The organism is Staphylococcus sp. MI 10-1553, assembly GCF_010365305.1.
Classification (GTDB): domain Bacteria; phylum Bacillota; class Bacilli; order Staphylococcales; family Staphylococcaceae; genus Staphylococcus.
The window spans coordinates 1080600-1094096 of the sequence record NZ_CP048279.1; the positions used below are offsets into that span (position 1 = coordinate 1080600).

Here is a 13497-nt window from a genome sequence, read left to right on the forward strand (position 1 = left end):
TATGGCTTTTGAAGGATTATCCGATCGACTGCAGGCAACGATGCAGAAAATAAAAGGTAAAGGTAAAGTGACTGAAGCTGATATCAAAGCAATGATGCGTGAAGTACGTCTTGCTTTACTCGAAGCGGACGTTAACTTTAAAGTCGTTAAAAACTTTGTCAAAACAGTTTCAGAACGTGCATTAGGTTCTGATGTGATGAAGTCATTGACACCTGGACAACAAGTCATCAAAATCGTACAAGAAGAACTGACAACATTAATGGGTGGGGACAACACGTCGATTACAATGTCTAAAAAACCACCAACTGTTGTCATGATGGTCGGCTTACAAGGTGCCGGTAAAACGACAACAGCAGGGAAACTTGCCTTATTAATGCGCAAAAAGTATAACAAAAAGCCGTTACTTGTAGCCGGCGACATTTACCGTCCAGCAGCGATTAACCAATTGCAAACGGTAGGGAAACAAATCGACATTCCTGTATATAGCGAAGGCGATCAAGTCCCACCTCAACAAATCGTCCAAAATGCGTTACAACATGCAAAAGATGAACATTTAGATTTCGTGATTATTGATACAGCCGGTCGTTTACACATTGACGAAGCATTGATGAACGAATTACAAGAAGTAAAAGAAATTTCTAAACCTAATGAAATCATGCTCGTTGTCGATGCGATGACAGGTCAAGATGCGGTTAACGTCGCAGAATCATTTGACCAACAGCTCGATGTAACTGGGGTGACATTGACGAAATTAGATGGGGATACACGTGGGGGTGCTGCACTTTCTATCCGCGCAGTCACAGACAAACCTATTAAATTTATCGGGATGAGCGAGAAGCTAGATGGACTAGAGTTATTCCATCCTGAACGTATGGCGTCACGTATTTTAGGCATGGGCGATGTGTTAAGCCTGATTGAAAAAGCACAACAAGATGTCGATGAAGAAAAAGCAAGAGATTTAGAGAAAAAAATGCGTACGTCTTCATTTACATTAGAAGATTTTTTAGAACAACTCGATCAAGTGAAAAATCTTGGACCACTGGATGACATTATGAAAATGATTCCAGGTATGAACAAGATGAAAGGGCTCGACAAACTGAATATGAGCGATAAACAAATCGATCATATTAAGGCAATCATTCAGTCCATGACACCTGAAGAACGTGAAAACCCAGATAAATTGAATGTTTCAAGAAAGCGTCGTATTGCCGCAGGTTCAGGGCGTACATTGCAAGAAGTGAACCGTTTATTGAAGCAGTTTAATGACATGAAGAAAATGATGAAGCAGTTTACAGGCGGCGGTAAAGGTAAAAAAGGGAAGCAAGCGCAATTGCAAAATATGTTAAAAGGTATGAATTTGCCATTTTAATTTTTGAGAACACTGGGATGTGTGGAGCATCTCGGTGTTTTTTTGCGGTTTTTTTGGGTTTTTGACATTTCAGTTGCATTGATTTTAGTGGGGAGATTTCAGATTGTGAACTTTAAGGATCACGTTCTTAGGGGCTTTGCTACAGCCCAGTTTTTTGTGTAATAATATATAATTAAGTTCAAAGTATACAAACAACCATTTTATGTTGGGCAAGTAAATTTTTAGTGTTAAAAAGTATTTTCATGCATTTGGAATGTGTGTATAATTAATTAACTAAGCAATATGGGGGATGAAAAATGGATCAAGAATATATCAATGAAATGATTGAGTCATTTAAAACAAGAGATGTTTCATCTATAATTAAGCAGATGAAAGCGACAAAAAGAGAAGGTAAATCTCTTTATGAATTAGTTGAAGAAAATGAAGGCCCTATTGGAAAGAAGGATAGAATACTTAAGGGTCTTGAAATGTTCAAAGAAGAACTGACTGCAATAATCTTTGAATACGATTATTTAAAGCCTTATAAATATTGCGCGTTATTCAATAGTATTGACGGTGAATATGAACAGGGCATTGAAAACCTAAGACAAAAAGTATCTGATAAAGAAGAAATTAGCAATATTAATGATGATTTAGCTAATCCCAAACTATATGAGCATGATGAATTTTCGATTTTAAAATTTAATTATTATTGCAAAGGTGCTACCCTCATCGATGGAAAAGCAAAAGAAATTACTAGTATTCTTCCTATGGTGGTTGTCATACATAAGGAATCTAAAATAATAGAATTTAGAGTAGCAAGAATCAACTCTAATCTAAAAAATAATGATCCTAACTTTTATGAAAAAAGAATCGATGAATTGATTGATTGGATTAACGATAATACAATTTTTAATATTAAAGAAATAAACGTTAAAGAAATCAACACATTAGCTAAACAAACCAATAGTATTGAAAATGGATTGATTAAATATAAAGATGGGAGTCATATAAAAGTATATGGTCAAAAAATGGAATTAAAAAGAGGTTCAAGTGCTACATTAGAGGCTGGGATTTCAGAGGATATTGTACTTCCAATATTGGGTGATTTAAAGCTATTAATTAAAGATAATGAAGATATTTTTGATCATACTCATAAATTTTACGATATTCTTATGGAGTTCATTGAGAATACAGAGGAAGAATCAACGTATCCATGGGTGCAATTAATCTGGTTGAATGAAGTTAAAGCTAAACAATTTACAGTAAAATTTCGATTTGACGTTTTGACTGAAAGAGGATATTCTATTATTGAATTTCATAAAAATACTGCTGAAAATAAGGAGATGATGAAAGTTGCAAAGTTTATTGACGATAAATGTAGAGAAAAACAAGAACTTTCAGAATCTGGATCAGCATAAAAAAAACAAATTTTTAAAAAAGATTACTAGATATAAAAAGAATGACTTTATACAATATTCGAATTTTTATGAAATTGATTTATCTACAACTGAGTTTTATACTATAATGCTAGATCTAGAAGAGAATCATTTAGTTGAAAAGATATTTGAAATATATTCCCCATATTCTCATCATAGCACCGGGTATACTCTTGATGAAATTAATATAAAGGATGAAATATACTGCGAAGAAACAGATGAAGCATTTACAATTAATCCTGATAATATCAAAGTTAAGTTTAAGGTGATAGTATGATTAAAGAAGGGGAAAGTCTAAGTGATTACTTGAAAGCGTTACCTAAAGATTTTATTCGTAAAGAGAAAAATTTAAAAGAAGAAGAGTTAAAAACACTTAGTGAATTGCTAAATGTAATTGAAACTACAACTGATAAATCTGGAAAAGCATTAGAAAAATTTGTGTCGCAACTTTTCGAGTATTTGAATTTACACTATATATATCTTAATAAAAGGACTAGTACCAATGAAATAGATTTATTTTTAAAAACTAATGATGTTTCAAGAACTTATTACAATAATACATTGCCAATATTATCAGAAGATTTTATTGTAGAATGTAAACAGTATCACCAAAAGGTTAAAGTAACTTGGGTTAATAAATTTTATTCTTTGTTAAGGTTTGGGAACTATAAATTAGGTATTATTTTTAGTGTAGAACCACTTACAGGCAAAAATGACTGGGATAGTTCTAAAGGTGTATGTAGCAAAGTGGCTCTAAAAGATAATATTTATATTATAAACTTACATTTGGAAGACATGAAAAATATTGTAGATGGGTATAATGTTATCGATATTATTGATGAAAAATATACTAAGCTAAAAGACAATATAGCTATTGATTTAATACCACATCCTCACCAAAAATATTTAAATCCGTAGAAATAGAAAGTCGACAAAAATATGATTTAACTAAGTTGACTTTTGGATATAATCACCACACCTCTAATGAGTGTGGTGTTTTTTTGGTGCGCCCAGCATGGATAACATCTTGACGGTGAAAGTTCGTTACAGGCTTGGTAGTAGGAACTGTTATCGAAAGAAAAGGGTGTCCACTGCGAAGAGGAATCTGAAGGAAGTCGGACGCAAACACTCACACTGACGAATAGAAACATCATACTAGGTCTATGTAGTATGGATGCATCTGCCAAACAAGATGAAGTCCTATACTACTCGAATTCTATATGGTAAATGATGCGGAGTATTTAACAAAGCTCGACGAAGAGGATGCGACCTTCTTGACGAACTAATAGCTCTTTCTAAGGGTATGACTCACGGACGCGGCAGAGGAATAATAGGATATAGATAAAGCTATAATGAAAAATTTACTACGGCAGTAAATAATTCGAAGGACACAAGGGAAAAGATTGAATCAACTAAGCATTTCACATAGCCAAGTATTAGCAACAATATATAGAATGTAAAATTTCTTCCCTCAAAAAATTTGATATTAAATAGTGTTGAGCGAAAAGACTCACGCTGCGTACTTTTGAGAATGATGAAAGAGTCAAGTTAATCGATAAACATACGATTAAGAATAAAATAGTTAGAGCTAATTTGAAGGTACTCACGCACGCAGTTAATGATACATACAATAGCATTATTAATAAAAAGAAGGGTCAGAAATAACCAATAAAAAATTGAAGAACATACAGAACTCATAACTGACTATTTGCTAATTGAGTGTAAGGGAGGTGAACGTTCCAATATACGAAATAATAAAAGCACTAACTAGTAGAGATGTACAAGTTGCGATTGTACTTATTCTACCATTAGTGCTAAGACATTAAATATATTGATTAATGATTTCGAGAGTCATTCGTGGCTCCCTCCGCTTATACTCACATTATATCTCGAAATAGGGAGGATTCCAAATGGGTTGAGTCAAGTGAGTCATGATAGTGTTCATTTTTCTAATCGCGCAAATCATTAAGTTAGCGAGAATCTTGCATATGCGAAAATTAGGCTATCGATATGAAGGTGAGAATATTGTCAGAATACAAAAAGACGATTGAACGTTTGATTAAACTTACCATCATGTTTAAAAATGTCCTAAACACAATATATCGTTTTCTAATGATTAAACCGCTAATAAATATAAAAATCCCACCACACAAATGCATAATATATTATAATAAGTTGTAAGAGAAACAAAGGTAGGGGATGTTATGGTTTACCAAAGTGAATACGCGTTAGAAAAAGAAATGATGGCACAATTAAAATCCAATGGCTATGAAATTGTAACCATTCGAGATGAACAGCAGTTATTGGATAATTTTCGTCAAATTTTAAACGAACGTCATGAAGATAAATTAGAAGGCAAACCGCTGTCAGATAAAGAGTTCCAACGCTTATTAACGATGATCAATGGTAAAGGTATTTTTGAAAGTGCGCGTATTTTACGTGATAAATTACCGTTAAAGCGTGATGATGAGTCTGAGGTGTATTTGTCATTTTTAGATACGCGCCACTGGTGTAAAAATACGTTTCAGATTACGAATCAAGTGTCAGTACAAGATACATATAAAGCGAGATATGATGTGACGATTTTGATTAATGGGTTGCCGCTCGTACAAATTGAGTTGAAGCGACGTGGTATTGATATCAACGAAGCGTTTAACCAAGTGATGCGTTATCGAAAACAAAATTACACAGGTTTGTTCCGTTATATTCAACTTTTTATTATTAGTAACGGTATTGAAACACGCTATATGTCGAATAATGATGGCGAAATTTTAAAAAGTCATATGTTTTATTGGAGTGACAAAGAAAATCACCGTATCAATACGTTAGGTGACTTTACGGATACATTTTTAAGACCGTGTCATTTAGCTAAAATGATTTCACGCTATATGATTTTAAATGAAACGGATCATGTTTTAATGGCGATGCGTCCCTACCAAGTGCATGCTGTGGAAGCTTTGATCCATCAAGCGACTGAAACGAATAGTAATGGTTATATTTGGCATACGACAGGGAGTGGTAAAACGTTAACTTCCTTTAAAGCGAGTCAAGTCCTGTCAGAACAAGAAAATATTAAAAAAGTGATTTTCCTTGTTGACCGAAAAGACTTAGATAGCCAAACTGAAGAAGAGTTTAATAAGTTTTCTAAAGGTTCGGTGGATAAAACGAACAATACGTCCCAGCTTGTGAAACAGTTGAATGATAAAAGTTTGCCGCTCATTGTGACGACGATTCAAAAGATGTCTAAAGCGGTAGCTAATAATGCGCAGGCGTTAGATCAATATAAGACGGATAAAGTCGTGTTTATTATAGATGAGTGTCACCGCAGTCAATTTGGCGACATGCATCGAATTGTGCGTCAACATTTTAACAATGCGCAATATTTTGGTTTTACAGGAACGCCACGTTTTGAAGAAAATAAAAGTATCGATGGTCGGAGTACGGCAGACATTTTTGGTAGAAACTTGCATTCTTATTTAATCAAAAATGCGATTCACGATGGTAATGTTTTAGGCTTTTCTGTCGATTACATTAATACGATTAAAGCGCAAAATATGAGAACAGATTCTGAAGATATGGTCGAAGGTATTAATAAAGATGAAGTGTGGTTGTCGGATAAGCGAATTGAATTAATCGTGCGCCATATTACAGATAATCACGATAAATATACGAGAAATAGACAGTATTCGGCTATTTTAACAGTACAAAGTATTCCAGCACTCATAAAATATTACGAAGCTTTTAAAAACGTTGGCAATAAATATAATCATCCATTAAAAGTTGCTGGTATTTATACGTACGCGGCCAATGAAAAGCAAAAAGAAGGGCAAGTGGATGACGTTCATTCAAGAGATAAATTAGAAAGTATCATGCAAGATTACAATGCGCACTTTGGGACAAACTTTACGACTGATACGTTCCAGGAATATTTTAATCACGTCTCGAAAAATGTGAAAAAAGGCGTAAAGGATAATAAAATTGACGTGCTTATCGTCGTGAATATGTTTTTAACGGGATTTGACAGTAAAGTATTGAACACGCTTTACGTCGATAAAAACTTGAAATATCATGATCTCATCCAAGCATACTCTCGTACGAACCGTGTTGAGAAAGAGACGAAGCCATTCGGCAAAATTGTGAATTACCGCAACTTAAAACGCAATACGGATAAAGCATTAAAACTGTTCTCGCAAACGGATGATACAGATCGTGTGCTCATGAAAAGTTATGAAGCATACAAAGCAGAATTTATCGAAGCGTTGGCAGCGTTAAAAGCCATTGCGCCAACACCTCAAGCGATGGATGAAGTGTTTGATGAAGAAGGAAAAAAGGCGTTTGTCGAAGCATTCCGTCTCGTATCAAAACTTGTGCTACGACTTAAAGCATTTGAAGAGTTCGAGTTTACAGTCGAAAATGTTGGCATGGATGGCCAAGAGTTTGAAGATTATAAGAGTAAATACTATGCCATTTATGATGAAGTGAAGTCCAAACGAGGCAATGTGGAACAAGTGTCTATTTTGGATGACATCGATTTTGAAATTGAAATTTTACGTAATGATCTGATTAATGTGTCTTATATTATGCATCTCATTCGTCAAATCGACTTGAAAGATACCGGCGAACAACAACGTAACCGTGAACAGATTCGACGTATTTTAGACAATGCGGACGACCCGGTATTACGTCTGAAGCGGGACTTAATTCGGGAATTTATTGATGAAGTGGTTCCTCAGTTAACAGAAGATGACAACATAGATGAAGCGTATATTTTATTTGAAAATGCGAAACGAGAAGCAGAATTTAATCAATTTGCACATCAACAAGCGGTCGACGAAGACATTTTGAAATCAATGACAGGCGAATTTGAATATAGTGGTATCGTGAACCAAGCGGACCTAAAAGATTTAGTCAGTGATAAAAAGTTGAGAGAAAAGCGTCAAACGAAAAAGGCAATTATTTCATTTATTGAAGAAGTCACAGAAAAATATAGTAGCTAGCACCCATCAAACCTTTGTGATTCCATTCGTTACAAAGGTTTTGATATTTCAGTGCGCGCATACACTTATTGAACTAACGGAGGAAAAGCAATGTCAATTACTGAAAAACAGCGTCAACAACAAGCGGAATTACATAAAAAATTGTGGTCTATCGCGAATGACTTAAGAGGGAACATGGATGCGAGCGAGTTCCGTAATTATATTTTAGGGCTCATTTTTTATCGTTTCTTATCCGAAAAAACAGAGGCGGAAGTGGCGGATGCGTTATCAGGCGAAGATAAAACATACGAAGAAGCTTGGGCAGATCCAGAATATCGAGAAGACTTAAAAGGTGAATTATTAGATACAGTCGGCTACTACATCGAACCACAAGATTTGTTTAGCACAATGGTGAAGGAAATTGAAAATCAACGTTTTGATATCGAACATTTAGCGAAAGCCATTCGCAAAGTCGAAACGTCAACGCTTGGTCAAGACAGCGAAGAAGACTTTATCGGGCTATTTAGTGATATGGATTTAAGTTCGACGCGCCTTGGTAATACAGTGAAAGATCGTACGGCGTTATTAAGCAAGGTGATGGTGAACTTAGCGGACTTGCCATTTGTACATAGCGACATGGAAATTGACATGTTAGGCGACGCATACGAATATTTAATCGGACGTTTCGCGGCGAGTGCAGGTAAAAAAGCAGGCGAATTCTATACGCCACAACAAGTATCGAAAATTTTAGCGCAAATCGTCACATTAGGAAAAGATAAGTTACGCAACGTGTACGACCCGACATGCGGTTCAGGTTCCTTACTGCTTCGTGTCGGTAAAGAAACGAAAGTGTACCGTTATAATGGACAAGAACGTAACAACACAACGTACAACTTAGCACGCATGAATATGTTGTTGCATGACGTCCGTTATGAAAACTTTGACATTCAAAATGACGATACACTTGAAAATCCAGCCTTTTTAGGTGAGAAATTCGACGCCGTGGTAGCCAATCCCCCATACAGTGCGAAATGGTCAGCCGACAGTAAATTCAATGACGATGACCGTTTCAGTGGTTACGGCAAACTTGCGCCGAAATCAAAAGCCGACTTCGCTTTTATCCAACATATGGTGCACTATTTAGATGATGAAGGAACGATGGCAGTCGTATTACCACATGGCGTCCTGTTCCGTGGTGCAGCAGAGGGTGTCATTCGACAATATCTTATTGAAGAGAAAAATTATTTAGACGCGGTTATTGGCTTACCGGCAAATATTTTCTATGGCACAAGCATTCCGACGTGTATTTTAGTGTTCAAAAAATGTCGTAAATCAGACCACGACGTGTTATTCATCGACGCATCTAACGCATTCGAAAAAGGTAAAAATCAAAACCACTTAAACGACGAACACGTTGAAAAAATCATCGACACATACAAAAACAGAGCAACCATCGATAAATACAGCTATGCCGCAACATTACAAGAAATTGAAGACAATGACTACAACCTCAATATTCCGAGATATGTCGACACTTTTGAAGAGGAAGCACCCATCGACCTCGACCAAATTCAACAAGACATCGTGAATATCGACAATGAAATCGCGCAAGTCGAACAAGAAATTAACAGCTATTTGAAAGAACTGGGAGTGTTGAAGCATGACTCATCCAAATAAAAATGTGCCGGAGTTAAGATTTCCTGAGTTTGAAGGTGAGTGGGAAGAGAATAGACTAGAGACACTTGTAAATTTTAGTAAAGGAAAATTATTAGGTAAGAAAGATTTAAGTGAAGATGGGAGCTATCCGTGCATTCTTTATGGAGAACTGTATACAAAATATGGAGCGATTATTAATACTATTCAAAGTAGAACAAATGTAAATCCAAATAAGTTGAAAAAAGCTGGAAATAACCAGGTTTTAATTCCATCTTCTGGAGAAACAGTAGAGGATATTGCTACGGCATCAGCCATAAATGTAAATGATGATGTTTATATCGGTGGAGATTTAAATATTCTAACTCCTAAAAAAGATGATGGTAGATTCATTTCTTTGTCTTTAAACAGTGTGAACAAATGGAATGTATCTAGATTTGCACAAGGTAAAACAGTGGTTCACCTTTATAATAGTGATTTAAAGAATTTGAAAATTAATATACCTGTTCAATTTGAAGAACAACAAAAAACAGGTGATTTCTTCAGTAAACTCGACCATCAAATTGAATTAGAAGAACAAAAATTAGCCTTGTTGGAAGAACAGAAAGAAGGTTATATGCAAAAGATTTTCTCTCAAGAACTTCGATTTAAAGATGACAATGGAAATGACTATCCGGAGTGGGCTATAAAAAGTTTTCAATTCTTTATGAATAAACCAAAAGAATTAGAAAAAGGAATGAATTTGAATAAAAACCAACTTCTTACTGTTAAATTAAATGTCAATGGAGTTAGTAATGCTAATACTAATAGAGCTCTTAAGATGGGGGCGACTGTTTATTATAAAAGATTTGCTTCTCAGTTTATTTACGGTAAACAGAACTTTTTTAATGGTGCATTTAGTATCATACCAAATGAATTTAATGGATTTTATTCATCAGGGGATGTTCCAGCTTTAGACATTGATTATTCAAAAATCAACGCCGATTATTTTATAAACTATATTTCAAGAAAAAATTATTATGAAAGAATGGAGTCTTTTTCATCTGGTACAGGTAGCAAACGAATTCATGAAGACACATTGTTAAGTTTCAAAATTAAATTACCTGTATTAGTAGAGCAACAGAAAATTGGTGAATTCTTCAATAAACTCGACCAACAAATTGAGGTACAATGCAAAAAAATTGGACTTTTAAAACAACGTAAACACGGCTTACTCCAAAAGATGTTTGTGTAATGTTGGATGTGTTTAGTCGAAGTGCTGGGGTGTTTGTGTTTCAATAACTTGTAAGCTGTAATAGCAATATGGAATGTCGAAATTTTACATTGGCGTATTCCATCGTATAAAACATGAAGCATTGATTAGAAACGGGATAAACCTATAAGTGAGTAGTTTACACATATGAATACGAGTTTTCTCGGTTTCGTACTATTTTTGTCGCTTTCGGGAGTTTCTAGCTTTCATTACATCTTTGTTTACTATAATATAAGTTGTGAGTACTGAAAAATTGAGGGATACAAATGAGAAAACGTGCGAGAATAATCTATAATCCTACGTCGGGTAAGGAAGTGTTTAAACGTGCATTACCTGATGTACTAATCAAAATGGAACAAGCTGGTTATGAGACGAGTGCCTATGCGACCCAAAAAGTTGGCGATGCGACAGAAGAAGCGGCGCGTGCAATTGAAGCTCAATACGATTTGTTAATTGTAGCTGGTGGGGACGGGACATTGAATGAAGTCGTGAATGGCATTGCTGAAAAACCGAATCGTCCTAAGTTAGGTTTAATACCTATGGGGACTGTGAATGATTTTGGTAGAGCACTTCATCTCCCAACTGATATTTTTGAAGCCCTGGATGTCATTTTAGATGGCAAAACAGTCCAGGTTGATATTGGTAAAATGAATAGTCGTTATTTTATTAACTTGGCTGGCGGTGGTAAAATTACTGAAGTTTCGTATGAAGCACCGAGCAAGTTAAAATCAATTGTCGGACCTTTTGCCTACTATATTAAAGGTTTTGAAATGTTGCCACAAATGCATGCGGTCGATGTGCGTATTGAGTTTGATTCGCAAGTCTTTGAAGGTGAAATCATGTTGTTCTTACTCGGATTAACCAATTCAATGGCTGGTTTTGAGAAATTAGTACCGGATGCGAAATTGGATGACGGTATGTTTACGCTTCTAATTGTTGAAAAGGCAAATATTGCAGAATTGGGGCACATTATGACGCTTGCCTCACGTGGTGAACATATTAAGCATCCGAAAGTGCATTATCATAAAGCGCAATCGGTGAATATTTCATCGTTTAGTGATATGCCTTTAAATGTAGATGGCGAGTACGGCGGGCAGTTACCAGCCAACTTTTTAAATTTAGTCCGTCATATTGAAGTTTTTTCTCCGGCACAAGAAGATAATGCGTTATTAATTGATGCGCCTACACAATCTGAGTAACGATGAATAGGTGTGCTGAAAATAAATAGGTAGTGTACGCGAAACCGCATGATGTAATGACGTTACTCTCGTGGGAGCGGGACGATGAAATCTGACTCATATGTTAAGTTTTCGGTCCTGCTCCTTTCCCTTTGAAGTAGATTCTGTTTATAAAAAAGTGAGATGAAATTGATGGTTTTAGTAAAGAAAAATGAAGTGTATGAGGGAAAAGTTGTAGATTTGACACATGAAGGTCATGGTGTGATTAAACAGGAGCGTTATCCGATATTTATCCCTCAAACATTGATTGATGAAGAAGTGCAATATAAAGTGATTAAAGTGAAAAAGAATTTTGCGATTGGTAAGCTGATGAATGTGAAAACTGCGAGCCCAGATCGTGTTACGCCGCCATGTGACTATTATCAACAATGTGGGGGATGCCAACTTCAACATTTGTCGTATCGTGCGCAATTAGAGATGAAGCGTAAACAAGTCATTAATTTGTTTCATCATAAAGGGAAAATGACAGAAGTGCCGATTCATGACACGATAGGTATGGATGATCCTTGGCGTTATCGAAACAAGTCTCAAATTCCGGTTGGGGTGAATCGGGAGGGTCAATTGCAGATGGGATTTTATCGTCAACGTAGCCACGATATTATTGATATGGACCATTGCTTGATTCAAAATGATGATCAAAATGGTATCATGAATGCGACGAAAAAAATATTCGCACAGTATCAAATTCCAGCTTATAACGAACAAAAACATCAAGGTCTCGTCCGTCATGTCGTGATTCGTAAAGGCTATTATACGAATGAACTGATGGTTATTTTTGTGCTTAACGGTAAAAAGTTACCCCATGAACATGAAATTGTGCATGCTTTAACGACTCAGTTTCCGCAAATTGTCAGTATCAAGTTGAATTTCCAAACGCATAAAACGAATGTCATTATGGGGCAGACGTCCAAAACGATTTACGGTGAAGATGTGATTCAAGATACCTTGGACGAATTAACATTTGACATCGGTGACTTATCATTTTATCAGATCAATGTAACGCAAACGCAAAAATTGTATCGTCAAGCTTTACAGTATGCGAATTTAACGGGCAATGAAGTGGTATTAGATGCCTATTGTGGGATTGGGACGATCAGTTTATTTATGGCGCCACACGCACAACATGTTTATGGTGTCGAAGTTGTACCGGAAGCGATAGAAGATGCGAAAAGCAATGCCCGCAACAATCATTTGAACAATACAACATTTGTGGCTGGCGCGGCTGAAGATGTCATATTACAATGGCAACAAGAGGGGATTCAGCCTGATGTCGTGACAGTTGACCCACCGCGTAAAGGCTGTGACGCGACATTTATTGAGACGTTGAATGCTTTAGCACCGAAACGTATCGTCTATGTATCATGTAATCCAAGTACACAATTACGCGATATTGAAATGTTGAAACCAGCTTATACACTTAAAGAAATCACACCTGTCGATATGTTCCCGCATACGACACATGTCGAAACAATCGCGTTGTTAGAAAGAAAATATTGATATGGGTTAATCACTTAAGGGTTTCTAGGAACATTTGTTTTAGAATGTGACTAGTGCCCTTTTTGTTTAGGTGATATTTAGGGAAGTGCATACT

Annotated in this window: 8 protein-coding genes; all 8 read left to right on the forward strand. The window is 35.8% G+C overall.

What is annotated here, in order from left to right:
• The first annotated feature begins 1 nt into the window (after position 1).
• Entirely contained in the window at positions 2 to 1369 is a 1368-nt protein-coding gene (gene ffh, locus GZH82_RS04765; RefSeq protein ID WP_162681534.1) for a signal recognition particle protein, read from the forward strand.
• Positions 1370 to 1665: 296 nt separating this feature from the next.
• Positions 1666 to 2769 carry a hypothetical protein gene (locus GZH82_RS04770; protein WP_162681535.1) on the forward strand — a complete coding sequence of 368 codons (1104 nt, stop codon included), beginning with the start codon at positions 1666 to 1668 and terminating at the stop codon, positions 2767 to 2769.
• 291 nt (positions 2770 to 3060) lie between these two features.
• Positions 3061 to 3705, forward strand: a complete 645-nt coding sequence (locus GZH82_RS04775) for a restriction endonuclease (protein WP_162681536.1) — start codon at positions 3061 to 3063, stop codon at positions 3703 to 3705.
• 1286 nt (positions 3706 to 4991) lie between these two features.
• Positions 4992 to 7784 (forward strand): type I restriction endonuclease subunit R, encoded by a 2793-nt coding sequence (locus tag GZH82_RS04780; RefSeq protein WP_162681537.1) that lies wholly within the window; start codon positions 4992 to 4994, stop codon positions 7782 to 7784.
• A gap of 90 nt (positions 7785 to 7874) precedes the next feature.
• Positions 7875 to 9440, forward strand: a complete 1566-nt coding sequence (locus GZH82_RS04785) for a type I restriction-modification system subunit M (RefSeq protein WP_162681538.1) — start codon at positions 7875 to 7877, stop codon at positions 9438 to 9440.
• Entirely contained in the window at positions 9424 to 10650 is a 1227-nt protein-coding gene (locus GZH82_RS04790) for a restriction endonuclease subunit S (RefSeq protein WP_162681539.1), read from the forward strand. The genes GZH82_RS04785 and GZH82_RS04790 overlap by 17 nt, the downstream gene beginning before the upstream one ends.
• A gap of 284 nt (positions 10651 to 10934) precedes the next feature.
• Positions 10935 to 11867: a diacylglycerol kinase gene (locus GZH82_RS04795; RefSeq protein ID WP_162681540.1), complete on the forward strand. Its 933-nt coding sequence runs from the start codon at positions 10935 to 10937 to the stop codon at positions 11865 to 11867.
• Positions 11868 to 12038: 171 nt separating this feature from the next.
• Entirely contained in the window at positions 12039 to 13403 is a 1365-nt protein-coding gene (gene rlmD / locus GZH82_RS04800) for a 23S rRNA (uracil(1939)-C(5))-methyltransferase RlmD (RefSeq protein WP_162681541.1), read from the forward strand.
• The last annotated feature ends 94 nt before the right edge of the window (positions 13404 to 13497 follow it).